Below are 25,886 nucleotides of genomic sequence, written 5' to 3' on the forward strand. Positions count from 1 at the left end.
GCCATGACAAGCGAGCTGCCCGGCCAGGACCTTCTCGACCAGGCCCTCTTCGAGGAGGCCGCCAAGAAGTCCGGCCTCGTCTGGGTCAGGGGCGCGGGGGCCTCCGCCGCGCGTGCGCTGTGGCACGTGTGGCACGAGGGCGCGGTGTGCCTGGTCGGCGGCGGGCCCGGTGAGCAGCCGCTGGAGGGGCTGGTCGACGGGGGCACTGCCGAGGTCACCGTGCGCAGCAAGGACAAGGGTGGCCGGCTGGTGACGTTCCCGGCGACCGTGTCCGAACTGCCCGCCGGCTCCGAGGAATGGGAGGCGGCCGTCGCCGAGCTGAAGGGCAAGCGCCTGAACGCCCCCGACGGCGAGCAGATGCCGGCCCGCTGGGCCCGCGAGTGCCGGGTGCTGCGGCTGGCTCCGGCGGGGTCTGCGGTGCCGTTGCCCGCCGGCAGCCTGGCGGAGCGGCCGGTCGCGACTCCGGCGACCACGCGGATGCCGATTCCTGCGGGCTTGCCGAGGCTGCTTTCCAAGCGGCGGAAACACAAGGAGCGCCGGGGCTGAGGAGGGCCGGTTCGCGCTACGACGTCGGCAGCTGCTTGCCGTAATCCACGGTCTCACCCTTCGCGGGCTCGGCTACGGCGAAGTCCTTACCCCACTCCGAGAAACTGAGCGTCCCCGCCCCGCCGCCGCGGACCAGGCGGAGGGGGTACGGCGTGCCCTCCAGGGAGACGTCGAGGCTGCCGCCGGAGCCCTTGTCGCCGGTGATGCGGATGGTGGGGGTACCCGCGTCGTCGTGGTGGCCGTCGGTCGCCAGTGTGCCGTGCAGCGTGAGCAGTCCGTCGAGGAGGACGTCCTTGTCCGTGAAGCCGCTGAACTTCCTGTACGCGGGGTCTGCCTGCGGCACCTTGACGTACTTGCCGTCGAGCGTGGCGCCCGCGCCGTCGCCGCCCTTGCCGTCGGCCTGGTTCCAGAAGTCCGCGTCGGCCTTCAGATACAGCTGCCTGCCGACCCTCAGCAGTTTGAAGGTCGCCCCCTTGGACGTCACCGACCCGGTGCCGCCGTCGGCCTTGAGCTGCATGTCCAGCGCGTACGTACGGCCGCTGGTGACAACCGTGCCGGACAGCCGGACCGCGGACGCCGACGACGCCGCCGCCCGCGTCTTGGCCTGGATCTCGGCGGCGGGCAGCTTGCCCACGCCGTTGGTCCCCGCGTCCGGATCCTCGCCGCCGCACCCCGTCAGCACCGCCACCCCTGTCACGGCCAGTGCGCACAGTGCGGTGACCCGCGCGGCGCGGCCGGTTCGGCCCCGGGGAATCGCAGTCACAGGTGGAGCTGCCTTTCTGACGGTTCCTGAGCGGCGTACCGCAGCGTACCGGTGCCCCGGCCGTCCGGCGGAGCCGGTCCGTCCGGACGGCCCACCAGGGCGTATCCGATCAGGAAGGGCTAGCCTGAAGCGCAACCGTGCGGGCATATCCGAGCAACTCACACGAACCCCACCCAAAGGAACCACAGTCATGGCAGCCGGCGCCCCCCGGATCTTCGTCTCGCACCTCGCCGGGGTCCCCGTCTTCGACCCGAACGGCGACCAGGTGGGCCGCGTGCGCGACCTGGTCGTGATGCTGCGCGTGGGCCGCAGGCCCCCACGGCTGCTCGGGCTGGTCGTCGAACTGACCACCCGGCGCCGTATCTTCCTGCCCATGACCCGGATCACCGGCGTCGAGTCCGGGCAGGTCATCACCACCGGCGTGATGAACGTCCGGCGCTTCGAGCAGCGGCCCACCGAGCGGCTGGTCTTCGGCGAGCTGCTGGACCGGCGGGTGACGCTGGTGGAGACCCGCGAGGAGGTCACCGTCCTCGACCTGTCCGTGCAGCAGCTGCCGGCCCGCCGCGACTGGGAGGTCGACCGCGTCTTCGTCCGCAAGGGCAGGAAGGCGAGCGCCTTCCGGCGGGCCAAGGGCGAGACACTGACCGTCGAGTGGTCGGCCGTCACCGGCTTCTCCCTGGAGGAGCACGGACAGGGCGCCGAGAGCCTGCTCGCCACCTTCGAGCAGCTGCGCCCCGCCGACCTCGCCAACGTCCTGCACCACCTCTCCCCCAAGCGGCGCGCCGAGGTCGCCGCCGCCCTGGACGACGACCGCCTGGCCGACGTGCTCGAAGAGCTCCCGGAGGACGACCAGATCGAGATCCTCGGCAAGCTCAAGGAGGAGCGCGCGGCGGACGTCCTGGAGGCCATGGACCCCGACGACGCGGCCGACCTGCTCGGCGAGCTGCCCGAGGAGGACAAGGAGCGGCTGCTGAGCCTGATGCAGCCGTCCGACGCCGCCGACATGCGCCGGCTGATGTCCTACGAGGAGCACACGGCCGGCGGTCTGATGACCACCGAGCCGATCGTGCTGCGCCCGGACGCCACCGTCGCCGACGCGCTCGCCCGGGTCCGCAACGCCGACCTCTCCCCGGCCCTCGCCGCCCAGGTCTACGTCTGCCGCCCGCCCGACGAGACCCCGACCGGCAAGTACCTGGGCACGGTCCATTTCCAGCGGCTGCTGCGCGAGCCGCCCTACTCCCTGGTCAGCTCCATCGCCGACACCGACCTGCTGCCCCTCGACCCGGACGCGGCGCTGCGCGTCATCGCCGGGTTCTTCGCCACGTACGACATGGTCGCCGCGCCCGTGGTGGACGAGTCCGGGTCGCTGCTCGGCGCGGTCACCGTGGACGACGTACTGGACCACATGCTGCCCGAGGACTGGCGCGAGACGGAGTTCCACCTGGACGACGAGAACAACGAGGGGGTGGGCACCTATGGCTCCTGAGCGTGACACCGCGACCCGTGAGCGCAACCCGGTGGGCGCCACGGCCGCCACCCGGCCCCGTGCGCCCCGGCTGGACCAGCCGCGCCCGCCGCGCCGCCGGATCATCCCCGAATGGGACCCGGAGGCCTTCGGCCGGCTGTCGGAGCGGATCGCCCGCTTCCTGGGCACGGGACGCTTCATCGTCTGGATGACGATCGTCATCATCGTCTGGGTGCTGTGGAACATCGCCGCACCCCGCCACCTGCGCTTCGACGAATACCCCTTCATCTTCCTGACCCTGGCGCTGTCCCTGCAGGCCTCCTACGCGGCCCCGCTGATCCTGCTCGCGCAGAACAGGCAGGACGACCGCGACCGGGTCAACCTGGAGCAGGACCGCAAGCAGAACGAGCGGTCCATCGCCGACACCGAGTACCTGACCCGGGAGATCGCCGCGCTGCGGATGGGCCTGGGCGAGGTCGCGACCCGCGACTGGATCCGCTCGGAGCTGCAGGACCTGGTCAAGGAGCTGGACGAATGGCGACGGCACGACGGGCATCCCGGGCACGTCGTATTCCCGGCGGAACGGTCAGACCGGTCTCCGGGACGTGACACAGACGACCACTGAGGGGCATCCCGGACGCCCCTCGGTGCGCCGTACCATCGTTCTCATGGCTACGGAAGACGCGGTGCGCGAGGCACTGGCGACAGTGAACGACCCCGAGATCAACCGACCCATCACCGAACTGGGGATGGTCAAATCGGTGGAGATCGGGGATGACGGCGCGGTCGCGGTCACCGTGTATCTGACGGTCTCCGGCTGTCCCATGCGCGAGACGATCACCCAGCGCGTCACCGAGGCGGTCTCCCGGGTCGAGGGCGTCACCCGGGTCGACGTCACGCTCGACGTGATGAGCGACGAGCAGCGCAAGGAGCTGGCGGCGGCGCTGCGCGGCGGCCAGGCCGAGCGCGAGGTCCCCTTCGCCAAGCCCGGCAACCTGACCCGTGTGTACGCGGTCGCCTCCGGCAAGGGCGGCGTCGGCAAGTCCTCGGTGACGGTCAACCTGGCGGCGGCCATGGCCGCCGACGGCCTCAAGGTGGGCGTCGTCGACGCCGACATCTACGGCCACAGCGTGCCGCGCATGCTGGGCGCGGACGGCCGTCCCACCCAGGTCGAGAACATGATCATGCCGCCGTCGGCGAACGGCGTGAAGGTCATCTCCATCGGCATGTTCACCCCGGGCAACGCCCCGGTCGTCTGGCGCGGCCCGATGCTGCACAGGGCGCTGCAGCAGTTCCTGGCGGACGTGTACTGGGGCGACCTGGACGTCCTGCTGCTGGACCTCCCGCCCGGCACCGGTGACATCGCCATCTCGGTCGCCCAGCTGATCCCGAACGCCGAGATCCTGGTCGTCACGACCCCGCAGCAGGCCGCCGCCGAGGTCGCCGAGCGCGCGGGCTCCATCGCGGTCCAGACCCACCAGAAGATCGTCGGCGTGGTCGAGAACATGTCCGGCCTGCCCTGCCCGCACTGCGGCGAGATGGTCGACGTCTTCGGCACGGGCGGCGGCCAGGTGGTCGCCGACGGCCTCACCCGCACCACGGGTACGACGGTCCCCGTCCTCGGCAACATCCCGATCGACGTCCGCCTCCGCGAGGGCGGCGACGAGGGCAAGCCGGTGGTGCTGACGGACCCGGACTCCGCGGCGGGCAGCGCGCTCAGGTCGATCGCCGGCAAGCTGGGCGGCCGGCAGCGCGGGCTTTCGGGCCTGTCGCTGGGGATCACCCCGAAGAACAAGTTCTGAGGTCTCTTCCGGGAACTCGACGACGAAGGGGCGCCGACATCGGTCGGTGCCCCTTCGTTCATGCGTGAGCGGATGTCACGCGTACGCGGAGACGTCCTTCACCACGGCGAACCCAAGGCCGTACGCACTCATCCCCCGCCCGTACGCACCCAGGTGCACCCCCGCCTCGGTCGTACCGGCGAGCACCCACCCGAACTCGGACTCCCGGTAATAGAACGAGGCCGCGACCCCGTCCACCGGAAGAGAGAGCCGGTTCCACTCCGGCCCCTCGAGGTCGTCGGCCAGAGCCCACGCGGTCTCCGTCTGCTGCTCCAGCCAGTCGTCCCGCAGGCTGTGGTCCATCTGACCGGGCCAGGTGAACGACAGCAGCCCCACCCCGGCCAGCCAGGCCGCCGAGGACACCGATGTCGCCTCCAGCAGCCCCGTACCGTCGGCGCTCCTCCGCGACGGCTGCGCGGCGACGGTGACGACCACCGCGAACTTCTCCCGCGGCTCACCGGCGGCGCCGGCCTCGCCCCGCACGGACGGCTCGTCGCCGTGCCCGATCGAACCGTGCTCGACGGCACCGTCGGCCGCCGTACCGACCTGCATCAGCCAGCGCGGCCCGGTGAACGCCTCGTCGAGGCCGTACCAGGGGAAGGGTGCCTGCAGATAACCGTCGACCGTGCGCCGGGCGAAGGGGAGCTGCTGCCCGTCCTCCGCGGCCGGCGCCTGTGCGCCCACCCGACTCGTCGTCTCCATCTGCCCGGACGCCTCCTCGCTCTCGTCGGACCGGGGTGGCCCGCCCCCCTTCGGGCGTACGCGTCCGGTCCGCACAACAACTCGGCAGCATATCCACACCGGTGAGGCCCTCAGGGCAGGCGCTGGATGCGTGGGTCGCGCGAACGACCTGTTCAGGCCGTGTGCGACGGGTGCGTGCTATGAAACGCGTCACGTGCGCGCCGTACGCCCCCGTGCGCGTGTCGGCGGCGGGGGTGCGACCTAGGTGGCGTCCGCGTCGAAGGGCGGCCGCTCGTCCTTGCCGGGCTCCTCGGGCTTCTTGGTCATGTCGACGCGCGAGGCGGGCGCGGTGGACGAGGACGACGAGGAGGACGCGGACGACGAGGACGGCGCGGAGGCCTCCGTGTCGTAGCTCTTGACCGCCTCCGTGACGTCGGCCATCTCCTTCTTCAGGTCGAACCCGTTACGGATCTCCTTCAGGCCCAGCTCGTCGTTGTCCAGCTGCTTGCGGATGAACGTCTTCGGGTTGAGATCCTCGAACTCGAAGTCCTTGAACTCCGGACCCAGTTCGCTGCGGATGTCCTGCTTGGCACTCTCCGAGAACTCGCGGATCTTCCGGATCGTGCGCATGACGTCCTGGATGACCTTCGGGAGCTTGTCCGGACCGAAGACGAGCACGGCGAGCACGACGATCGTCACCAGCTCCAGTGGTCCTATGTCATTGAACACCTGACGCTCCTTGCGATGTCCTCGGTCGCTCAACGGTACCCGGGGTTCCCGTCCGACCGGTACCGTCCCGAGGTGAGACTTCTGTCAGTTCTGCTCCGCCGCGCCCAGTCGGAGCGGGATCTCCCGGTCGGTGCCGTCGCGCCGGACCGTCAGCCGCAGCCGGTCACCGGGCTGGTGGGCACGGATCTTGACGATCAGCTCCTCGGCCGTGTGCACGGGCTGTCCGTCGACCTCGGTGATGACGTCGCCCGCCCTGAGGCCGGCCCGTTCGCCGGGGCCGCCGCGGGTCACGGCGGGACCGCCGTTCGCGCTCTTGCTGTCGATACGGGCGCCGTCGCCGGTGTACGCCATGTCGAGCGTGACGCCGATCACCGGGTGGGTGGCGTGGCCGTCGTTGATCAGCTCCTCGGCGACACGCCTGGCCTGGTTCACGGGGATGGCGAATCCGAGACCGATGGAGCCGGCCTGTTCGCCGTCCGAACCGGAGCCGCCGTCGGCGGACCGGATGGCGGAGTTGATGCCGATCACCTGCGCCCGCGAGTCGAGGAGCGGCCCGCCGGAGTTGCCCGGGTTGATGGGAGCGTCGGTCTGCAACGCATCGACGTACGAGACGTCGCTCCCGTCGCCCTTCTCACCGCCGGCCGTGATGGGCCGCTCCTTGGCGCTGATGATACCGGAGGTGACGGTGTTGGCGAGGTCGAAGGGGGCGCCGATGGCGACGACGGGATCACCGACCCGCACGTCGTCGGAGTTGCCGAGGGGCAGCGGGGTGAGTCCGTGCACGCCGTGGACCTGGACGACGGCGAGGTCGTAGCCGCTGTCGCGGCCGACCACCTTGGCCTTGACGGTGTCGCCACTGCTGAACGTCACGGATATCTCGCCGCCTGACCCGGCGGGCGCGACGACGTGGTTGTTGGTGAGGATGTGCCCGCGGGTGTCGAGGACGAAGCCGGTGCCGGTGTCGCTCTGCTCGGTCCCCGTGACGTGCAGGGTGACGACGCTGGGCAGCGCGCGGGCGGCTATCGCGGCCACGCTGTCCGGGGCCCGCCCGACGGGCACGTGCCCGGCCTGCGGCAGGTGAACGTCGTCCCCCAGCCCCTGCCGCTCCACCCAGGCACCGGCCACCCCGCCGATCCCCGCGGACATGAGGGCGACGACGAGACTCCACACGACCAACGCCCGCCTCGCCCGCCGCTTGCGCTGCTCCCGCGTCAACACCCGGACACCGGTCTGCTGCAACACCCCCTGCCCGAACACCTGCTCCTTGGCCGACCCAGCGGCCCAGGGGTCATACCGCCGACTTGGCTCCGGACCGGAGGGGGACGGCGGTACCGGGGGGCCCGTGGGGGTGGGGGCGCTGGGGACGGGGATGCCTGCGGAGGGAGCACCGGGGGCGGGCGCCTCGGGGGCGGGGATGCCTGGGGCGGGGACGCTGGGGGCCGGGACGCCGAGGGCAGGGATGCCGGGGGTCGGCACGCCGACGGAGGCGGCACCGAGGGCGGGCGCCTCGGGGGCCGGGATGCCGGGGGTGGCCGCCTCGGGGGCCGGGATGCCGGGGGCGGGGGCGTCAAAGGCGGGCATACCGACGGAGGCGGCACCGGGGGCAGGCGCCTCGGGGGCCGGGATGCCGGGGGTGGGCGCCTCGGGGGCCGGGATGCCGGGGGCCGGGATACCGGGGGCCGGGATACCGGGGGCGGGGACGTCAAAGGCGGGCATACCGACGGAGGGGGCACCGGGGGCGGGCGCCTCGGGGGCCCGAACGGTGGGGGCGGGGACGCTGGGGGCCGGGACGTCGAGGGCAGGGATGCCGGGGGTCGGCACGCCGACGGAGGCGGCACCGAGGGCGGGCGCCTCGGGGGCCGGGATACCGGGGGCCGGGACGTCAAAGGCGGGCATACCGACGGAGGGGGCACCGGGGGCAGGCGCCTCGGGGGCTCGGACGGCGGGGGCGGGGACGCTGGGGGCCGGGACGTCGAGGGCGGGGATGCCGACGGACGGGGCACCGGGGGCAGGGATGCCGAGGCTTGGAGCGCCGGGGGCCGGGGCGTCGGGGGCTGAAGCGCGGGGGGCCGGAACGCCGGGGGTGGGGGCCCCGGAGATCGGAATGCCAGGGGCCGAAGCATCGGGGGCCCGAACACCGGGAGCTGGCGCTCCGGAGACTGTAAGGGCGGGAGCGTAAGCGCCAGAGGCCTGAACACCGGCGGCGAGCGTCCCGGGGGACGGTATGGGAGTGGTGCCGGTGCCGGATATGGGTACGCCGGCCGCGGAAGTGTGCGGCCCTGGTGCGGGCGCGGGTAGGCCGTGTACCGGGGTGTGCGGCCCCGGTACGGAGGTGGGCGCGGGCGCGGGTGCGTCGGCTGCCGGTGCCGGCGTTGCTGGTACGGGCTCGGGAGTCTCCGGTGCAGTACCGGGTGTGGTGCTCATTGGTGTCGCCAGTGGAGCCGTAGGGGCGGGCATGGGCGTTCCCTGGGCCGCGGTGACCGCGGGGTGCTGTACGGGCGGTGCGGGCGCCCAGGGGCCCGGCTCGCCGTACGGCGGGGTGCCGTAGGGGTCGGGGTCGTGCAACGGCTTGGGCCGCTCGGTGGGAGCTGCCCAGGCCCTGTCCCCGGCCTCGGGCGACACGCTGCCCGGCGTGGCCGTGTCCGCCCCGGCACCACCCGGCACCCCCGGCACCGGCCTGGCCAGCTGGAAGTCACCTTCGGCCGCGGCCTCGGCGGCGTCCGTCCCGGCCTGCTCCCCCTCGGAGATACGCACGGACTCCGCCGCAGCGTCCGGACGTGCCAACTCGAAGTCGGTCGGCTCAAGCCCCGCCGGCTCAGCACCCACCGAGGCGGAGTCCGTCAGCGCAGCGTCCGCCGCCCCGATGCCGCCCGGTGTCTCCTGCTGCCCGCCGCTCCCCTGGAGCCCGCCATGCTCCACCTGCCCGGCGCTCTCCCGGAGCCCACCACGCTCGACCTGCTCAGCGAGCTCCCGATGCCCGCCGCTCTCGACCTGCCCGGCCTTCTCCCGCTGCCCGGCATCGGTTCGGGCGGTCGGTGGCGTCCCCGCCGGTCCCTCCGGGTCGACCTCCGGTGGGACACGGTTCCCCTCGTTCATGCTCTCCCCACGGCTGGACGCGGCCGCCGCCGAAGCGTGCGGGCGCGGAACGTCGGCTACGCCCCCGGGTCATCGCCGCGGGAACGGCCCTCACAGGATTCAACCAGGTTCGCGGGCCGTGGCGCAGTGGCCGGTCAGGGGGTCTGGCGGGGGGTGGTGGGGGACGGTGTGGGAGGAGTGGGGGTGGTGTCGGGGACGGGGGCGGACAGCAGGCCGGAACCGGTCATTCCGGGGACTCTGGACCAGGCGGCGAGCGGGTAGACCACGGTGTCGTCGAGCGGACGTATCAGTGGGGAGACCGCGGCCGCACCGGCCATCACCGGCGCGGCAAGGCCGCGCACGGCGTTCTGGCCCTGGATGCTGCCGGTGCTGGAGGCCGGCAGTCCGGGTACCAGCGGCGCGGTCATCGAGGTCGGGACGGCCGGCGTCGGTCCGAGTGTGCCGCCCTGGGCGAGCAGCGGTCCCACCGAGCGGCGGCGCTGGCTGTCGGGCGTGGCCGCCCCCGCGCCCCCGCCGGAGCCCGTCGGACGCGCCGGAATCACATTGCTGCCGGTGCCGAAGCCGCCGCGGGGGTCCGCGTTGGTGTCACCGGGGACGGCGGTGGTCACGCCGCCGAGGGCGACCGCGGCGAGCGACACCGCCCCGGCGGCGGCGAACGCGAACCGCAGACCGCGCGAGGCGGAGCGGCCGTCGTCCGGGCGGCCGACGGGATGGATACGGAAGCCGCGCTCCTCGGCGGCCGGGACAGGACTGCCCGGATGCGCGTCCCCGTGCGGGCGCACGGGGACGTATCCGAACGCGAAGCGCTCGCCGCGCCTCACTCCGAAGGCGCCGAAGACGCCGGGGACTTCCGCCCCGGTGCTCTCGTCGTCACCCGGGCCGCGGCCGAAGAGTCCCCCCGGCGGCGACATGCCGTCGCCGTCCGGGTCACCTCCTGCGGGCAGGCCCTGGAGGCGGGCCAGGAGGCTCGCCGAGGGAGGCGGCGGGGCCGCCTCCGCGAACACGTTCTTCAGCCGGCGCTGGGCGTCCGCCTCCGCCTTGCACCGGGCGCAGGTGGCCAGGTGCGCGAGGACCCGCTCACGCGACTCATGACCGAGCTCTCCGTCCACCAGGGCGGAGAGCCGGTCCCCAAGGTGCTGCTCTGCGAGGTGTGCCTCCGCAGGGTTGGGCCGGGATCCGTTCACGCGGTCGCGCCCCCTCCCCCCAGAGCGGGGACACGGGCCATGAAGGAGCGCCGCTCGGCCGCGCGGGCCTCCGGGGACCGGTGCGCGAGCGCCTTGCGGAGCTGGGAGCGGCCACGGTGGATACGGGAGCGGACGGTGCCGAGCTTCACGCCGAGGGTCGCGGCGATCTCCTCGTACGACAGTCCCTCGATGTCGCACAGGACGACGGCGGCGCGGAACTCGGGCGCGAGGGTGTCCAGGGCCTGCTGGACGTCGGCGTCGAAGTGCGCGTCGTTGAAGAGCTGCTGCGGGTTGGGCTCGCGGCTGGCCAGGCGCTCGGCCGCGTCCTCGCCGAGGGCGTCGAAGCGGATGCGCTGCTTGCGTCGGACCATGTCCAGGAACAGGTTGGTGGTGATGCGGTGCAGCCAGCCCTCGAAGGTGCCCGGCGAGTACGTTGACAGGGAGCGGAAGACGCGGACGAAGACCTCCTGGGTGAGATCCTCGGCGTCGTGCTGATTGCCCGTCAGGCGGTAGGCAAGCCGGTAGACCCTGCCGCTGTGCGTGCTGACGATCTCCTCCCACGTGGGCGGAGTCCACGCCTGCCCGTCCGCGTCGGTGGAGAAGGTCGCGGTCTGGGCCTCGCCTGCGGCGAAACCGGCGTGGTGGTCAGCAGCGGTGTCTGTCACGGATTTCGGCCTGCTCGCAGACCCGAGGAAGCGCCGCAGCACTCCACCCCGGTCTCCGGACGCGGCCGCACCTCCCCTGTCAGCTCTGGTGGTGTCCAGTGGAGCCCCTACCATAGCCACCTCGCCCGTTAGCTCCCCATAAGCGGTTTTACGAGAATTTGATCTGGGCTGATACGGCTCATACGGCTGCGTCAGCGGTTGCTCGGCGTCCTGATCCACCTCGTGCACCCCCGTCTTGCCCCGTCGCGTCCCAAGTCACCTTCTCAACCCTTTAAACGCCCGGTCCCATCAGCGGGTTCCCGGCACCAACGGATACAGTCACGCCCAGGCAACCACGGGGACAGGAGAGGGTCATTACCGGCAACCGGCAGACGAGCTGGGCGTTCGCCGACGCCTTTGTCGCCGAGGACGAAGCGCTGCGGTGGGCCCGTGACCGGGCCCGCGAGGCAGGGCTGCGCTCGGTGTCGCCCGGCACCGGCGCCGCACTGCGACTGCTCGCCGCCTCCGTGGACGCGAAGGCCGTCGCGGAGATCGGCACGGGCTGCGGGGTGTCCGGAATCCATCTGCTGCACGGCATGCGCCCGGACGGGGTGCTCACCACGGTCGACCCGGAGCCGGAGCACCAGCAGTTCGCCCGGCAGGCGTTGCGCGCCTGCGGTTTCGCCAGCAACCGGGCCCGCTTCATCCCCGGCCGCGCGCTCGACGTGCTGCCCCGGCTCGCGGACGCCGGCTACGACCTCGTCTTCTGCGACGGCGACCGGCTGGAGTACCTGGACTACCTCGCTGAATCGTTGCGCCTGCTGCGGCCGGGCGGCGTGGTGGTCTTCGAGGGGATCTTCGCCAACGGCCGTACGGTCGACTCCGGACCGCAGCCCACGGAGGTGCTGCGGCTGCGGGAACTGCTGCGCGCGGTGCGCGAGAGCCAGGAACTGGTCCCGTCGCTTCTGCCGGTGGGCGACGGCCTGCTGTGCGCCGTCAAGAGGTGAACGGCCCGCCCCGGGGGTCCGGAAACGCGACTGCCCCGGCACCGCCTACGATGCCGGGGCAGCCCGAAGGACAAGATCGCTGGGACTTCAGACGACGACCTTCTTGAGGGCGTCGCCGAGCGCCTCGGCCTCGTCAGGGGTCAGCTCGACGACGAGTCGACCGCCGCCTTCGAGCGGAACGCGCATGACGATGCCCCGCCCCTCCTTGGTCACCTCGAGCGGGCCATCGCCCGTCCGCGGCTTCATGGCCGCCATGCTCGTTCCCCTTCCTGAAACCAGCTCATCGTCTGCCGAGAGCCCTCGGAGGGCATCCGCGGTTCCGGAACGGACACGCGACACCGGCATCGAACACATTGCTTCCCAGCCATTATCCCGCATCGCAGGACCCGATGACCAACATCGGTCGGCATCGCTTGGGCAACGCGCGCGAGCAAAACCACCCAATTCGGCGATGTGGCTGCGATACTGCACCGCCGCACGGACCTCCACCGGCCTGCACCGCTCCGGTTTTCCTTGACGCAGGTCACACGTCGGGTCCGGTCCTTCGGCGGCGATCTCCGCCATGCTGTCCTTCGGACAAGGACGTACTGAGCGGTACGTCACCTGCGAACCGGAGGGGATGCGCCATGGCCGACACCGTGCTCTACGAGGTGAGCGACGGGCTCGCGACGATCACGCTGAACCGCCCCGAGGCGATGAACGCGCTGAACATCGCCACCAAGGTCGCCCTCCGGGAGGCGGCGGAATCCGCGGCCGGGGACACGGCCGTACGGGCGATCCTGCTGACCGCGGCCGGGGACCGGGCGTTCTGCGTCGGCCAGGACCTCAAGGAGCACATCGGGCTGCTCGCGGCGGACCGTGAGACGGGGGCCGGGCAGACGATGAGCACGGTCAAGGAGCACTACAACCCGATCGTGCGGGCCCTTACCGGGGCGCCCAAGCCGGTGGTCGCCGCGGTGAACGGGGTGGCGGCCGGGGCCGGCTTCGGCTTCGCGCTCGCCGCGGACTACCGGGTGGTCGCCGACACGGCGGCCTTCAACACCTCCTTCGCGGGCGTCGCGCTGACCGCCGACTCCGGGATCTCCTGGACCCTGCCCCGGGTGATCGGCCCGAGCCGCGCCACGGACCTGCTGCTCTTCCCGCGCAGCATCAGCGCCCAGGACGCGCTGGAGCTGGGCATCGCCAACCGGGTCGTCCCCGCGGCCGAGCTGCGCGCCGAGGCCGAGAAGACGGCGCGGGCGCTGGCCGAGGGCCCGACGGTGGCGTACGCGGCCATCAAGGAGGCAGTGGCCTACGGTCTGTCGCACTCCCTCGCCGAGACCCTTCAGAAGGAGGACGAGCTGCAGACCCGGGCCGGCCGGTCCGAGGACCACGCGATCGCCGTGCAGGCGTTCGTGAACAAGGAGAAGCCGAAGTACCTGGGCCGGTGAAGCAGAGCCAGGGCGGCGCGGGGCCTAGCGGGCGATGAGCAGGGCCTCCGCGCCGACCGGGCGGTAGCCGGCCGCCTGGAAGGCGCGCACGCTGCGGGCGTTGCCGGCGGCCTGTTGCGACCAGACCCACTGCCCGGGAGGCACGAGGTGCCGGGCGGCCGTGGCCAGGGCCCGGCCCAGCCCCCGGTGCCGTACGTCCTCGTCCACCTCGACCGCCGTCTCCCAGCGGCCCGCCACGCCCCGCCCGAGGACGACCACTCCGCCGTCCGTCGCCCAGACGCGGACGCCGTCCCGGCGCTTGCGTGCGCCGTGCACGCGCGGATGGTCCGGGTCGGCGAGTTCGCGCAGTTCCAGCGGGGGGTCGCCGGGCAGGGAGCCCGCCACGGTGAGCAGGTCTATGGTGTCGGTCGACCGGCCCGTGCGGTCCAGGAACGCGGCCAGGAAGCGCGGGTTCATCGCCGCCGCCAGCGCGTCGCAGTCGAGGGACGCGAGCGTGCTGCGCACCCACCGCGGATCCTCGTCGGTGAACACCACGGAGTGCGCGGTGAACGCGATCACTCCGGCGTCCCGGTGGCTCGGCTGCGGCACCACGGTCGTACCCCCGTCCGGCGCCGGGAAGCGTCCCCGCGCCGCCTCGTCCAGGATGTCGGCCAGGGTCTGGGACATGGCGGTCAGGCGCCCGCTCCTCTCGCCACGCAGGCCTCCAGGTGGTCGTCGACCAGGCCGCAGGCCTGCATCAACGCGTACGCCGTCGTCGGGCCGACGAATCTGAGGCCCCGTTTCTTCAGCGCCTTGGACAGTGCCGTGGACTCCGGGGTCACGGCCGGCACGTCGGCGACGGTCTTCGGGGCCGGGCGGCCGGCCGGGTCGGGGGCGTGGGACCAGACCAGCTCGTCCAACTCGCCCTCCGCCCAGTCGGCGAGCACGCGCGCGTTGGCGAGCGTGGCGTCGATCTTGGCACGGTTGCGGATGATCCCCGCATCCGCCAGCAGGCGCTCGCGGTCCTCGTCGGTGAACGCGGCGACCTTCTCGATGCGGAAGCCCGCGAAAGCCGCGCGGAAACCCTCGCGGCGGCGCAGGATCGTGATCCAGGACAGACCCGACTGGAATGCCTCGAGGCTGATCCGCTCGAAGAGGGCGTCGTCGCCGTGCACCGGGCGGCCCCACTCCTCGTCGTGGTACGACACATAGTCCTCGGTGGACAGCGCCCAGGGGCAGCGCAGGGCGCCGTCGGGCCCGGCGAGGGCGGCGCCGTCGGTCATCGCTGGTCCTCCGGGTGATCGGGCTTCTCCATGCGGACGTGTGCCGCCGCGGCTCTGGCGCCCGCCAGCGCCGACTCCAGGTCGGCGATGCGGGCGTCCCGTTCGGCGAGTTCGGCGCCGATCCGGCCGAGGGCGTCGTCGACGTCCGCCATGCGGTAGCCGCGCGGGGCGACCGGGAAGCGCAGGCCGTCCACGTCGGCGCGGTGCACCGGGCGGTCCGGGGGCAGCGGGTCCTGCAGCCGCTCGGGTGCCACCTCGGGCAGCGGGCCGCTCCCGCCGCCGCCCACCACGGCGAGTGTCACCGCGGCGACCACGACGGTCAGCGCGACGACCAGGAACAAGAACATCACCATGGCAGGGGTCCCCACGCTCCGTGCCGGCCGTTGTGCCGGACGCCGAATCTGTCTGGGTCCGATCGTGCCATGCGAGTCTGACAGTTAGGGTCACAGGCGGTTGTACAGCGGGACGTACGAGGAGAGGTCACAGCGGATGCTCAGGCTGGGCAGGCGGGAATTCGGGCCCCATGAGCCGGTGATCATGGCGATCGTGAACCGGACTCCGGACTCCTTCTACGACCAGGGGGCGACGTTCCGTGACGAGCCGGCCCTCGCGCGCGTGGAGCAGGCGGTGGCCGAGGGCGCCGCGATCATCGACATCGGTGGGGTGAAGGCGGGGCCGGGCGAGGAGGTCACCGCCGAGGAGGAGGCGCGCCGGACGGTCGGCTTCGTGACGGAGGTACGGCGGCGTTTCCCGGACCTGGTCATCAGCGTGGACACCTGGCGGGCCGAGGTCGGCGAGGCGGTGTGCGAGGCGGGGGCGGATCTGCTGAACGACGCCTGGGGCGGCGTCGACCCTGGGCTCGCGGAGGTCGCGGCGCGGTTCGGGGTGGGGCTGGTGTGCACGCACGCGGGGGGCGTCCAGCCGCGTACGCGACCGCATCGGGTGACGTACGACGACGTCATGGCCGACATCCTCGACGTCACCCTGGGTCTGGCCGAGCGTGCGGTGTCGCTCGGAGTGCCGCGTGAGTCGGTGCTGATCGATCCCGGGCACGACTTCGGGAAGAACACGCGGCACAGCCTGGAGGCGACGCGGCGGCTGGACGAGATGGTCGCCACGGGGTGGCCGGTGCTGGTGTCGCTGTCCAACAAGGACTTCGTCGGGGAGACGCTGGACCGGCCGGTGAAGGAGCGGTTGATCGGTACGTTGGCGACGACCGCGGTGTCCGCGTGGCTGGGGGCGCAGGTGTACCGGGTGCACGAGGTGGCCGAGACGCGGCAGGTACTGGAGATGGTCGCGTCCATCGCCGGGCACCGTGTCCCTGCGGTGGCTCGCCGGGGTCTGGCCTGACCGATCAGGCGGCTCCGCCCCCTGGACCCCCGTTCTGCCCACCACACCCGTCTCGGTCCGCCGAGAGGCTCAGGCGACGGGCTGGGGTGGGTGGGTAGAGGTACGCGACGGCACGGGGTGTGGTGGTGCGCAGCGACAAGGGGGCCGACCGAGACGGGTGGCGGGTGGGCAAGTGCCGGGGGTCCAGGGGTCCCCAGGGCGGAGCCCCCGGGGGTACGGCTGCAGCGCCGGTTGCCCCCGGGCGTCGGCCAAAGCCCCGCGCTAGCGGCCCGCCTCCTTTGACACCAGGGCCACCGCCTCCTCCACCTCGTCCGTGACGTGGAAGAGGAGGAGGTCCTTCTCGGCGGCCTTGCCCTGGGCCACCAGGGTGTTCTTCAGCCAGGACACCAGACCGCCCCAGTACTCGCTGCCGAAGAGGACGATCGGGAAGCGGGTGACCTTCTGGGTCTGGACGAGGGTCAGCGCCTCGAAGAGCTCGTCGAGGGTGCCGAGACCGCCGGGCAGCACCACGAAACCCTGCGCGTACTTCACGAACATCATCTTGCGGACGAAGAAGTAGCGGAAGTTCAGCCCGATGTCGACATAAGGGTTCAGCCCCTGCTCGAACGGCAGCTCGATGCCCAGGCCGACCGAGACGCCCCCCGCCTCGCACGCGCCCCTGTTCGCCGCCTCCATCGCGCCCGGCCCGCCGCCCGTGATCACGGCCCAGCCCGCCTCCACCAGGCCCCGGCCGAGCCGCACCCCGGCGTCGTACTCCGGCGAGTCCACCGACGTACGCGCCGAGCCGAACACACTGATGGCGGGCGGGAGTTCGGCCAGCGTGCCGAAGCCCTCGATGAACTCCGACTGGATGCGCAGCACGCGCCAGGGGTCGGTGTGGACCCAGTCCGAGGGGCCACCGGCGTCCAGCAGGCGCTGGTCCGTCGTGCTCGGCGTCACCTGTCCGCGCCGGCGGAGGACCGGTCCCAGACGCTGTTCGTCCGGCGGGATCTTCTTCCCCTCGGGGTTGCCGGTAGGCATGTGCGCTCCCTCCGCTCGGGGGTGGTTCCACCTCAGCGTAGATCCACGCCGGTTACGGAGGGGGGACATGCGCATGTCCGGCACGCGTGCGCCGTACGGGCGCCTCACGCCGCCGTGCGCGCCGTACGGCGTCCTACGCGGTGAGCCAGTTCCGCAGGCGTTCCTCGCCCGCAAGGATCTTCGCCGGCTCCACCCGCTCGTCCCGCTTGTGGGCCAAGTGCGGGTTGCCCGGGCCGTAGTTGACGGCCGGGATGCCGAGCGCGGAGAACCGGGAGACGTCCGTCCAGCCGTACTTGGGGCGCGGGGTTCCGCCCACCGCCTCGATGAAGGCCGCGGCGGCCGGGTGGGAGAGGCCGGGCAGCGCGCCGCCGCTGTGGTCGTCGACCACGAACTCCTCCACGCCGCAGTCCGCGAACACCTCGCGGACGTGCGCGATCGCCTCCTCCTCGGTGCGGTCGGGGGCGTAGCGGAAGTTGACCGTCACGACGCATTCGTCGGGGATGACGTTGCCGGCGACCCCGCCGCCGATGCCCACCGCGTTCAGGCCCTCGCGGTACTCCAGGCCGTCGATCAGCGGCCAGCGGGGCTCGTAGGACGCCAGGCGGGCCAGAATGGGCGCCGCCGCGTGGATGGCGTTGGAGCCCATCCAGCCGCGCGCCGAGTGGGCCCGCTCGCCCTTCGTCCTCAGCAGCACCCGGAGCGTGCCCTGGCAGCCGCCCTCGACCTCGCCGTCGGAGGGCTCCAGCAGGACCGCGAAGTCGCCCTCAAGCCACTCCGGGTGGGCCATGGCCACGTGCTTGAGGCCGTTGAGCTCGGCGGCGACCTCCTCGTTGTCGTAGAAGACGAACGTCAGGTCGCGGTTGGGCGCGGGGACCGTGGCCGCGATGCGCAGCTGTACGGCGACGCCCGACTTCATGTCGCAGGTGCCGCAGCCCCACAGCACGCCGTCCTCGTCCAGGCGTGAGGGCACGTTGTCCGCGATCGGGACCGTGTCGATGTGGCCGGCCAGGATCACGCGCTCGGCGCGGCCCAGGTTCGTGCGGGCGATCACGTTGTTGCCGTAACGGTCGACGGTCAGGTGCGGCAGGGCGCGCAGCGCGGTCTCGATCGCGTCCGCGAGCGGCTTCTCGGTGCCGCTCTCGGAGGGGAAGTCCACGAGCTGCGCGGTGAGCGCGGCGGCGTCGAGCGTGAGGTCAAGCGAGGTGTCGGCCATGGCGTCGACCCTAGCGCGCCGCTCGACGGGGCCGGGGTAAGCGCTGTCCGGTAACCCCACGTGAGGGTCCGTCGGGCCTCCAGTACCTTGTACGCGTGCCAGAGCCGTCCCCCACCCGTCCCAAACGTCGCGGCCGCCTCTTCCGTTTCGGCGCGGCCCTGTTGGTCCTGTGCGGCGTCGCCGCGTACCTCGTGGTGCAGTACGCCACCGGAGGCGGCGGAGCGCGCGGCTGCAAAGTGGTCTCGGCGGACGGTGACGCGACGTCGTACGAGTTCACGCCCGAGCAGGCGGTGAACGCGGCGACGATCGCCGCCGTCGGCACCGGGCGCGGGATGCCCGAGCGGGCCGTGACGATCGCGCTGGCGACTTCCCTGCAGGAGTCGGGGCTGCGCAACATCGAGCACGGCGACCGGGACTCGCTGGGCCTGTTCCAGCAGCGGCCCTCGCAGGGCTGGGGCACCGCGCGGCAGATCATGGACCCGGCGTACGCGGCGGGCATCTTCTACGCACACCTGGCCAAGGTCCCGGACTACTCCGATCTGCCGCTGACCAAGGCGGCCCAGGAGGTCCAGCGCAGCGGCTACCCGGAGGCGTACGCCAAGCACGAGCCGGACGCGAAGCTGCTGGCGGCGGCGCTGACGGGGCGCGCGGCGGCCGCGCTGACCTGTGACGGGCGCCCGGAGACCACGGCCTCGGCGACGGGACCGGACGCGGTACGGACCGCGCTGGTACGGGACTTCGGGCGGGACGCGCTGCAGGAGACCGGTGCGGAGGTGGGCGGCACGCCCGTGCCGTCGCCCTCTCCCGCGCCGAGCGTGACCGCGACCGCGCAGGGTCGGACCGTGACGGTGCCGGTGCCGCAGGGCACGAAGGTGGACGCGATCGGGCGCGGGGAGCGGCAGCGGGGCTGGCAGCTGGCGCAGTGGGCCGTGGCCAACTCCTCGGCGCTGCACATCGCGCGGGTGTCGTACGAGGGGCGGCAGTGGACCGCGGGCAGCGGCGGCGGCCAGTGGAGCACGGCCACTTCGGGCGGCAGGGCCGGGGCCGGCGGTGCGGGGGCGTCCCTGGGGGTCGTCCGGATCGTGACCGGACAGTAGTACGGGAGATCACTCCGAGGGGTTGTACGGCGCCGGTTCGGGCGGCGATCCCGACCGGCCGCGTGCCGCTTCCGGGATTCCTTGGAAAGCAAGGGCTGTAAGGATTCTGCGCGTTTTTTGGGCAGATGTTCTTTGCCCGTTTTTATCCACACCTGATAATGCGATGCGTTATCCATTCTTTACCTGGGGCGTCCGCAACCTTCGCGGGCTTCGAGCGGTATTCACGGCGTCCGAGCCACGACACGGCCCCGGACACACACCGTTCTCTCCCGTCGAATGGAGCATCATGTCCCTCCCTCTGACCCGCCGGATCGCCCGTGCCGCGCTGCTCGTCGCAGCGGGAGCGGCAGCCGGGGTCGGTGCGGCCGGCTCCGCCGGTGCGGCCACGAACCTGCCGGCGGCGACCCCGAACGTGGGTGGTCTGACCGCCCTGGACGGGGCGCACGTCGGCAACACCGTCGACGGTGCCGCGCAGACCGCCACCTCTCTCGCGGCCCACACGGGCGGCAAGGCGGTCGAGCAGACGGTGCCGGCCGCGGGCAAGACCACCGGTGGTGCCGTGAAGAAGACGGCGCCGGTGGCGCAGCAGGCCGCGGGCAGCGCGGCCGGGGCGGCCGGGGAAGTCCTCGGGGGCGCCGCGTCCAACGCGACGAAGGGCGGCGTGCCGAACCTGCCGGTGCAGGGGCTGCCGCTCGGCTGAGCGCCCGGCGTTGATGACCGGTGACGGGGTCCAGGGAGTTCCCTGGGCCCCGTCGCCCTTGTGCCTACGCCGTCAGGCGCTTCACCGCGGCCTGGACGCGTTCGTCCGTCGCCGTCAGGGCCACCCGTACGAACTTCTCGCCCGCCTTGCCGTAGAAGTCGCCCGAGGCGACGAGGATGCCCAGGTCGGCCAGGTGGGCGACGGTCTGCCAGCAGGACTCGTCCCTCGTGGCCCAGAGGTAGAGGCTGGCCTCGCTGTGTTCGATGCGGAAGCCGTGGCCCAGCAGCGCCGCCCGGAGGGCCTCGCGGCGGGCGGCGTAGCGCTCGCGCTGCTCGTGGACGTGGGTGTCGTCACCGAGGGCCGCCACGACCGCCGCCTGGGTCGGTGCGGAGGTCATCATGCCGCCGTGCTTGCGGATCTCCAGCAGCGGGCCCAGGACGGCCGGGTCGCCGGCGATGAAGGCCGCGCGGTAGCCCGCCAGGTTGGAACGCTTGGAGAGCGAGTGGACGGCCACGATGCCGTCGTAGGAGCCGCCGTTGACGTCGGGGTGCAGGACGGAGACCGGGTCGGCCTCCCAGCCCAGCTCCAGATAGCACTCGTCGGAGAACAGCAGGACGTCGTGGGCACGGGCCCAGGCGACGATGTCCGTGAGCTCCTGCTTCGACAGCACCTTGCCCGTCGGGTTGGACGGGGAGTTCAGCCAGAGGAGCCTGAGGTTCGATGGGTCCAGGTCGCGCGGGTCGTCGTAGGCCTCGTAGTCGGCGCGGGCGAGGCGGGCACCGACCTCGTAGGTGGGGTAGGCGAGGCGCGGGTAGGCCACCGTGTCGCCGGGGCCGAGACCCAGCTGGGTCGGCAGCCAGGCGACCAGTTCCTTGGAGCCGACGACCGGCAGGACATGGCGGTGGGTGACCTCGCGGGCGCCGAGACGGCGCTCCAGCCAGCCCGTGATCGCGTCGCGCAGCGCCGGGGTGCCCCAGACGGTCGGATAGCCCGGGGAGTCGGCCGCGTCGATCAGGGCCTTCTGGATCAGTTCGGGCACCGGGTCGACCGGGGTGCCCACAGAGAGGTCGACGATCCCGTCGGGGTGCGCGGCGGCCGTCTTCTTGTACGGCTCCAGCTTGTCCCAGGGAAAGGTGGGAAGCCGCTCGGAGACTGCGGACACGGGAATCAGGCTCACTTTCGTACGGTGCGGCAAACGCCGCGGTCCCGTACGGCGCCGATCGGGACGATCAGGCCGTACGGGACCGAGGCGGCGCGGCTTGCGGGCGGCCGCCTGGCGCTCAGACGGTCACTCGCCCTGCGGCGGCAGCGCGGCGATGAAGGGGTGGTCGCGCTCGATCAGCCCCAGCTTGCTGGCACCGCCGGGAGAGCCGAGCTCGTCGAAGAACTCGACGTTCGCCTTGTAGTAGTCCTTCCACTCCTCCGGAGTGTCGTCCTCGTAGAAGATCGCCTCGACCGGGCAGACCGGCTCACAGGCACCACAGTCGACGCATTCGTCCGGGTGGATGTACAAGGACCGCTGGCCCTCGTAGATGCAGTCGACCGGGCACTCCTCGATGCACGCCTTGTCCTTGACGTCGACACAAGGCTGCGCGATGACGTAGGTCACGCTGTCGTTCCTCCTCGATAGGGCGCTGGCGGGCCTCCTCAGGCTCCGCCGCCTGGCGCGCGGGAGCGCGGCGTCGTCGATGCCCGCCCCTAGTATCTCCGTTCCGGAGCATGATCCGAACAGGAGGGGTGAACTGACCAGTGGAAATCTCGGCTGCAGGACGCCTTGAAGTCCGTATCACCCCTGCTGACGTGGGAAAACGGGTGTCGGTACGGCGGTTGAGCGAACCCGGCGCGGCGTCGGAGAAGTTCACCGACACGGTGGGTGTTCTCACATCATGGGACGGTGGCGTGCTCATGATCACACGGCGGGACGGGCGGAGTGTCCGGATCGCCGAGTCCGCGCTGGTCGCGGGCAAGGTCATACCGGCCGCGCCGGCGCGCCGCCGCGGGCCCGCCGCCTCGTACGAGGAACTCGCGCGGGTCTGCTCGCGCGGCTGGCAGCCGCTGGAGACCGAGCGGCTCGGCGAGTGGGTGCTGCGGGCGTCCGGCGGGTTCACCCGGCGGGCCAACAGCGTGCTGCCGCTCGGCGACTCCGGCCTCCCCCTCGACGCGGCCCTCGCCGCCGTACGAAGCTGGTACGGCGAGCGTGGCCTGCCCGCCTACGTCCAGACGGCCACCGGAGCCGAGGGCACGCAGGAGTTGCTGTGCGCGGAGCTGGAGCGGCGCGGTTGGGTGCTGGAGGTGACGTCCGAGGTGTGGACCGGTGCCCTGGCGCCGGTCGCGGACCGGGCCGAGGGCACCGGTGTGCTGCTGTCCCGGGAGGCGGACGAGGCGTGGCTCGCCCGGTACCAGCGCAAGGGGGTGAGCGAGGTGGCCCTGCGGGTGCTCGGCGGGGGTCCGTCGGTGTGGTTCGCGACCGTGCCCGGTGCCGGCGACGAGCCCCCGGCGGCGATCGGGCGGTGTGTCGTGGACGGGCGGTGGGCCGGGTTCGCGGCGGTCGAGGTGGACCCCGGCCGCCGTCGGCAGGGCCTCGCCACCGAGGTGATGGCCGCGCTGGCCCGACGGGCCCTGGACGAGGGCGCCTCGGCAGCGTGGCTCCAGGTCGAGACGGACAACGCGGGCGCCCGCGCGCTGTACGCCGCCATGGGCTTCACACCGCACCACGCGTATCACCATTACCGGGCACCGGACACGGCAGGGTCCGACGATCGGAACGGCGAGACGGACACATCCGCGAACCGGAACCGGCGAATGGACGCAGCCACCGACTCGGCCGAAGGCCTCGACCGGGCGACGGACACGGCCGACGACCCGAACACCACCACGGCAACGGACGCGGTCGGCGATCCGGACACCACCGCGGACACACCGGGCCACCAGACCCACACCGCCGCACCCGCCGACCACCACGCCCCGGCGGCCGGCCGCGCCGGAGCCCGCACCCCCGCAACCAACGCGGCCGGCGACCGGGACACCTCCGCGGACACACCAGGCCACCCGAGCCACCGGACCCGCGCCGCCACACCCGTCGGCCGCCATGAGACGGGAGCCGTCGAGGAGCGAGGCCGGAAGTCCGAGGATTCCGGGCCGGTGGGGTCGTAGAACCCGCCGTGGGAGGGCATGAGCCTGGCATGCGTCACCCGTATCTGCCGCCGCCGTATCCGCCCCCGCCGGAGCGGTCGGCCGAGCTGCGTCGCAGGTTCGCCGAGGAGGCACGGTCCGAGCGGCCGGATCTGTCGGCGCTGTGCCTGCTGATCGGCGCCGAGGGGGACGGCACGCTGGACGAGGCCGGGATCGACGCCGCCCAGCTGGAGCTGGACCGGCTCGCGGGCGAGCTGCCGTACCGGCCGGGCGGGCCGCAGGCGTGGGCGGAGGCCGTACGGCGGCTGCTCGGGGCGCGCTACGGCTTCCACGGGACACCCGGCGACTACGACCGGCTGGAGTCCTCCCTGCTGCACGAGGTGCTGCGACGGCGGCGCGGGCTGCCGATCCTGCTGTCGGTGGTGTGGCTGGAGGCCGCGCGACGGGCGGGGGCTCCGGTGTACGGGGTCGCGCTGCCGGGGCACTTCGTGGTCGGGTTCGGCGCGGCGGAGGAGCAGGTGCTGGCCGATCCGTTCGACGGCGGGCGGGTGCTGACCGGGGCGGACGCGGAGATGCTCGTGGTGGGGGCCACGGGAGCGCCGCTGGACGCCTCGATGCTGGAGCCCGCGACGCCGCTGGAGGTCGTCCAGCGGATCCTGAACAACATCCGCGCGTGGGCTGCCGCCCGGCCGGAGCGGTCGGACGTGGCGCTGTGGGCCGTGGAGCTGGCGCTGCTGGTGCCCTCGCATCCGGCTCGGCTGCGGTACGAGCGCGGGCAACTTCTCGTGCAGCGGGGCGAGTTCTCGTCAGGCGCGGAAGAGCTGGAACACTATGCCGACCTGATCGAGGTGGTGGACGAGTCGGCCGCGCTGAAGGTACGGCAGCAGGCGGGTACCGCTCGCGCGATGCTCAACTGACCCCTCAGAGCCATCCCTTCTCCCGCGCTGTCCGTACCGCCTCCGCCCTGTTCCGTACCGCCAGCTTCTGGATGGCCGTGGAGAGGTAGTTGCGGACCGTGCCCTGGGAGAGGTGGAGGGCCTTGGCCAGTTCGGCGTTGGTGGAGCCGTCCGCGGCGGCGCGGAGCACCTCGCGTTCGCGTTCGGTGAGCGGGTTCGCGCCCTCGGCGAGCGCGGCGGCGGCGAGCGTGGGGTCGATGACCCGCTCGCCGGACAGCACCTTGCGGATCGCCTCGGCGAGCTGGGCGGCCGGGGCGTCCTTGACGAGGAAGGCGTCGGCGCCGGCCTCCATGGCGCTGCGCAGATAGCCGGGGCGGCCGAAGGTCGTGAGAACGACCAGCTTGACCTGCGGGAACTCCCGGTGGACCTGGGCGGCCGCCTCGATGCCGGTGCAGCCGGGCATCTCGATGTCGAGCAGCGCCACGTCCACGCCGTACGCGCCGACGGCCGCCAGCACCTGGTCACCGCGCGCGACCTGGGCGACGACCTCGATGTCCTCCTCCAGGCCGAGCAGCGCGGCCAGGGCCTCGCGGACCATCGACTGGTCCTCGGCCAGCAGGACCTTGATCGTGCTCGTCATGCCCCGGATCCTACGTGCCCCGAAGGGGCCGCGGGGACGCGGGCGACCAGCCGGAATCCGTGCTTGATCCGGCCCGCCTCCAGGGTGCCGCCGGCCTTCTCCAGCCGCTCGGTGAGACCGGTCAGACCGTTGCCAGGACCGCTGCCGTCGCGGCCGGATCCGTTGTCCTCGACGGAGAGTTCGAGCATCGCGCCGTCCAGCGTCTGGCGGTGGGTGAGCTGGACGAGGCACCTGTCGGCGCCGCTGTGCCGGACCACGTTGGTGACCGCCTCGCGCAGCGCCCAGGCGAGCGCGGACTCGCACTCCTCGGGGACACCGTCGAGGTGGGGCTCGGCGGGCACCTCGGCGCCGACGCCGGCGGCGGTCAGGGCGACCTGGGCGCCGGCGAGCTCGTCGGCGAGCCGGGGGCGGCGGTAGCCGGTGACGGCCTCCCGTACGTCGACCAGGGCCTGCCGGCTGACCTGTTCGATGTCGGCGACCTGCTGGGCCGCCTTCTCGGGCTGGCCGGGCAGCATCCGCCCGGCCAGCTCGCTCTTCAGCGTGATCAGGGAGAGCGAGTGGCCGAGCAGGTCGTGCAGGTCACGGGCGAGCCGCAGCCGCTCCTCGTTGGCGGCGAGCTGGGCGACGGTGGCCCGGGCCTTGCGCAACTCGACGGTCGTACGGACGAGTTGGCCGACGCCGACCATCGCGAAGCCGATGAGGACGACGAGGAGCAGGGTGTCGTCCGGCTTCTCGCCCCAGTGCCGTCCGACCAGGTACATCACCACGGCCGTCGACGGGATCGCCCAGTACGCGGCCCGGACCGGCAGGGTGGCCCCGCAGGCGACCGAGAGGTACACGAACAGGCCGAGCCAGGCGGGGCCGAGCGTGTAGGCCAGGACAGGGGCGAGGACGGCGAGGACCGCCAGCATCGAGACGACGGTCCTCGGCGAGAAGGGCCGCCCCATGTTCCGGAAGACCAGCGACAGGTAGGTGACGACGAAGGCGGTCAGGCCGAGCGCGCCGGCCACCGTGCCGCCCGTGGTGTGCCGGCCGCTGGTCAGATCGTGGAGCGGTGAGCTGAGAAAGATCAGCCAGACCCCGATCCACAGCGTCTTGACCATCAGCTCGCGCCGGTTGCGCGGCCCCTGGCCGATCTGCACCTGGTGCTCCGGCCGCCGCTCGCAGACCTGCGGGTCTTCCGTCATCAT

At 72.6% G+C, this 25,886-nt stretch carries 26 protein-coding genes and 1 pseudogene; 11 read left to right on the top strand and 16 right to left on the bottom strand.

Annotated features, from left to right (window positions below):
* The first annotated feature begins 3 nt into the window (after positions 1–3).
* Positions 4–546: a hypothetical protein gene (locus tag SRB17_RS14560; protein ID WP_153538687.1), complete on the top strand. Its 543-nt coding sequence runs from the start codon at positions 4–6 to the stop codon at positions 544–546.
* 16 nt (positions 547–562) lie between these two features.
* Here SRB17_RS14560 and SRB17_RS14565 read toward each other — a convergent pair whose 3' ends face one another.
* On the bottom strand, positions 563–1,309 hold the full coding sequence (locus tag SRB17_RS14565; RefSeq protein ID WP_323375528.1) for a hypothetical protein: 747 nt from the start codon (positions 1,307–1,309) through the stop codon (positions 563–565).
* Positions 1,310–1,499: 190 nt separating this feature from the next.
* Between SRB17_RS14565 and SRB17_RS14570 the strand changes: the two genes are divergently transcribed.
* The 3 genes from SRB17_RS14570 to SRB17_RS14580 are packed head-to-tail and all read left to right on the top strand — an operon-like array spanning position 1,500 to position 4,576.
* Positions 1,500–2,795, top strand: a complete 1,296-nt coding sequence (locus tag SRB17_RS14570) for a magnesium transporter MgtE N-terminal domain-containing protein (RefSeq protein WP_153538689.1) — start codon at positions 1,500–1,502, stop codon at positions 2,793–2,795.
* Positions 2,785–3,399, top strand: a complete 615-nt coding sequence (locus tag SRB17_RS14575; RefSeq protein ID WP_153538691.1) for a DUF1003 domain-containing protein — start codon at positions 2,785–2,787, stop codon at positions 3,397–3,399. Before SRB17_RS14570 ends, SRB17_RS14575 begins: the two co-directional genes overlap by 11 nt.
* A 43-nt stretch (positions 3,400–3,442) precedes the next feature.
* Positions 3,443–4,576, top strand: a complete 1,134-nt coding sequence (locus SRB17_RS14580; RefSeq protein WP_153538693.1) for an Mrp/NBP35 family ATP-binding protein — start codon at positions 3,443–3,445, stop codon at positions 4,574–4,576.
* A 75-nt stretch (positions 4,577–4,651) separates the two neighbouring features.
* Here SRB17_RS14580 and SRB17_RS14585 read toward each other — a convergent pair whose 3' ends face one another.
* From SRB17_RS14585 to sigE, 5 genes are all read right to left on the bottom strand, one after another.
* Complete coding sequence (locus SRB17_RS14585) at positions 4,652–5,317, bottom strand: hypothetical protein (RefSeq protein WP_194294012.1); 666 nt, start codon at positions 5,315–5,317, stop codon at positions 4,652–4,654.
* Between the two features lie 240 nt (positions 5,318–5,557).
* The gene (locus tag SRB17_RS14590; protein WP_323375529.1) at positions 5,558–6,025 is read right to left on the bottom strand and encodes a sec-independent translocase; all 468 of its coding nucleotides are present in this window, start codon (positions 6,023–6,025) and stop codon (positions 5,558–5,560) included.
* Between the two features lie 84 nt (positions 6,026–6,109).
* The gene (locus SRB17_RS14595) at positions 6,110–7,921 is read right to left on the bottom strand and encodes a S1C family serine protease (protein WP_153538699.1); all 1,812 of its coding nucleotides are present in this window, start codon (positions 7,919–7,921) and stop codon (positions 6,110–6,112) included.
* Between the two features lie 1,334 nt (positions 7,922–9,255).
* Positions 9,256–10,305, bottom strand: a complete 1,050-nt coding sequence (locus SRB17_RS14600; RefSeq protein WP_323375530.1) for a zf-HC2 domain-containing protein — start codon at positions 10,303–10,305, stop codon at positions 9,256–9,258.
* Complete coding sequence (sigE, locus tag SRB17_RS14605; RefSeq protein WP_323375531.1) at positions 10,302–11,012, bottom strand: RNA polymerase sigma factor SigE; 711 nt, start codon at positions 11,010–11,012, stop codon at positions 10,302–10,304. Before sigE ends, SRB17_RS14600 begins: the two co-directional genes overlap by 4 nt.
* A 245-nt stretch (positions 11,013–11,257) precedes the next feature.
* Between sigE and SRB17_RS14610 the strand changes: the two genes are divergently transcribed.
* The gene (locus SRB17_RS14610) at positions 11,258–11,956 is read left to right on the top strand and encodes an O-methyltransferase (protein WP_323375808.1); all 699 of its coding nucleotides are present in this window, start codon (positions 11,258–11,260) and stop codon (positions 11,954–11,956) included.
* 87 nt (positions 11,957–12,043) lie between these two features.
* Here SRB17_RS14610 and SRB17_RS14615 read toward each other — a convergent pair whose 3' ends face one another.
* Positions 12,044–12,211 (bottom strand): DUF3117 domain-containing protein, encoded by a 168-nt coding sequence (locus tag SRB17_RS14615; protein WP_018544333.1) that lies wholly within the window; start codon positions 12,209–12,211, stop codon positions 12,044–12,046.
* Positions 12,212–12,582: 371 nt separating this feature from the next.
* On the opposite strand from SRB17_RS14615, the gene SRB17_RS14620 reads away from it, so the two are divergent.
* Positions 12,583–13,386 carry an enoyl-CoA hydratase/isomerase family protein gene (locus tag SRB17_RS14620; protein ID WP_153538703.1) on the top strand — a complete coding sequence of 268 codons (804 nt, stop codon included), beginning with the start codon at positions 12,583–12,585 and terminating at the stop codon, positions 13,384–13,386.
* A gap of 24 nt (positions 13,387–13,410) precedes the next feature.
* Here the strand turns inward: SRB17_RS14620 and SRB17_RS14625 are convergent, their stop codons facing one another.
* From SRB17_RS14625 to SRB17_RS14635, 3 genes are read right to left on the bottom strand one after another with little or no spacing between them, the layout of a single operon-like run.
* Positions 13,411–14,052 (bottom strand): GNAT family N-acetyltransferase, encoded by a 642-nt coding sequence (locus tag SRB17_RS14625; protein WP_153538705.1) that lies wholly within the window; start codon positions 14,050–14,052, stop codon positions 13,411–13,413.
* Between the two features lie 5 nt (positions 14,053–14,057).
* Positions 14,058–14,648, bottom strand: coding sequence for a DNA-3-methyladenine glycosylase I (locus tag SRB17_RS14630; protein ID WP_153538707.1), 591 nt, complete (start codon positions 14,646–14,648; stop codon positions 14,058–14,060).
* Positions 14,645–15,001 (bottom strand): DivIVA domain-containing protein, encoded by a 357-nt coding sequence (locus tag SRB17_RS14635; RefSeq protein WP_153538709.1) that lies wholly within the window; start codon positions 14,999–15,001, stop codon positions 14,645–14,647. Before SRB17_RS14635 ends, SRB17_RS14630 begins: the two co-directional genes overlap by 4 nt.
* A gap of 136 nt (positions 15,002–15,137) precedes the next feature.
* Between SRB17_RS14635 and folP the strand changes: the two genes are divergently transcribed.
* Positions 15,138–15,998: a dihydropteroate synthase gene (gene folP, locus SRB17_RS14640; protein ID WP_153538711.1), complete on the top strand. Its 861-nt coding sequence runs from the start codon at positions 15,138–15,140 to the stop codon at positions 15,996–15,998.
* Between the two features lie 261 nt (positions 15,999–16,259).
* Here folP and SRB17_RS14645 read toward each other — a convergent pair whose 3' ends face one another.
* Together SRB17_RS14645 and dapE are read right to left on the bottom strand one after the other, a co-directional pair.
* On the bottom strand, positions 16,260–17,018 hold the full coding sequence (locus SRB17_RS14645; protein ID WP_153538713.1) for a TIGR00730 family Rossman fold protein: 759 nt from the start codon (positions 17,016–17,018) through the stop codon (positions 16,260–16,262).
* A gap of 133 nt (positions 17,019–17,151) precedes the next feature.
* Entirely contained in the window at positions 17,152–18,231 is a 1,080-nt protein-coding gene (gene dapE, locus SRB17_RS14650; protein ID WP_153538715.1) for a succinyl-diaminopimelate desuccinylase, read from the bottom strand.
* Between the two features lie 95 nt (positions 18,232–18,326).
* Here dapE and SRB17_RS14655 point away from each other — a divergent pair, with 95 nt between their 5' ends.
* Complete coding sequence (locus SRB17_RS14655; RefSeq protein WP_323375535.1) at positions 18,327–19,328, top strand: heavy metal transporter; 1,002 nt, start codon at positions 18,327–18,329, stop codon at positions 19,326–19,328.
* A gap of 286 nt (positions 19,329–19,614) precedes the next feature.
* Entirely contained in the window at positions 19,615–20,028 is a 414-nt protein-coding gene (locus SRB17_RS14660; RefSeq protein ID WP_153538718.1) for an ATP-binding protein, read from the top strand.
* A gap of 64 nt (positions 20,029–20,092) precedes the next feature.
* On the opposite strand, the gene SRB17_RS14665 is transcribed toward SRB17_RS14660, so the two are convergent.
* Positions 20,093–21,190 (bottom strand): bifunctional succinyldiaminopimelate transaminase/glutamate-prephenate aminotransferase, encoded by a 1,098-nt coding sequence (locus tag SRB17_RS14665; RefSeq protein WP_323375536.1) that lies wholly within the window; start codon positions 21,188–21,190, stop codon positions 20,093–20,095.
* Between the two features lie 126 nt (positions 21,191–21,316).
* Positions 21,317–21,637, bottom strand: coding sequence for a ferredoxin (fdxA, locus tag SRB17_RS14670; RefSeq protein ID WP_018561461.1), 321 nt, complete (start codon positions 21,635–21,637; stop codon positions 21,317–21,319).
* Positions 21,638–21,777: 140 nt separating this feature from the next.
* Here fdxA and SRB17_RS14675 point away from each other — a divergent pair.
* Both SRB17_RS14675 and SRB17_RS14680 read left to right on the top strand, forming a co-directional pair.
* Positions 21,778–22,779, top strand: a pseudogene (locus SRB17_RS14675) (GNAT family N-acetyltransferase); the annotation flags it as partial.
* A 431-nt stretch (positions 22,780–23,210) separates the two neighbouring features.
* On the top strand, positions 23,211–24,077 hold the full coding sequence (locus tag SRB17_RS14680; protein WP_153538721.1) for a transglutaminase-like domain-containing protein: 867 nt from the start codon (positions 23,211–23,213) through the stop codon (positions 24,075–24,077).
* Positions 24,078–24,081: 4 nt separating this feature from the next.
* Here the strand turns inward: SRB17_RS14680 and SRB17_RS14685 are convergent, their stop codons facing one another.
* A complete protein-coding gene (locus SRB17_RS14685; protein ID WP_153538723.1) occupies positions 24,082–24,696 on the bottom strand; it encodes a response regulator transcription factor in 615 nt (204 codons plus the stop codon).
* Entirely contained in the window at positions 24,693–25,883 is a 1,191-nt protein-coding gene (locus tag SRB17_RS14690) for a sensor histidine kinase (protein ID WP_153539675.1), read from the bottom strand. The genes SRB17_RS14685 and SRB17_RS14690 overlap by 4 nt, the downstream gene beginning before the upstream one ends.
* Positions 25,884–25,886 lie beyond the last annotated feature (3 nt).

Source organism: Streptomyces sp. RB17, assembly GCF_009604455.1.
In the GTDB taxonomy this organism is placed as follows: Bacteria; Actinomycetota; Actinomycetes; order Streptomycetales; family Streptomycetaceae; genus Streptomyces.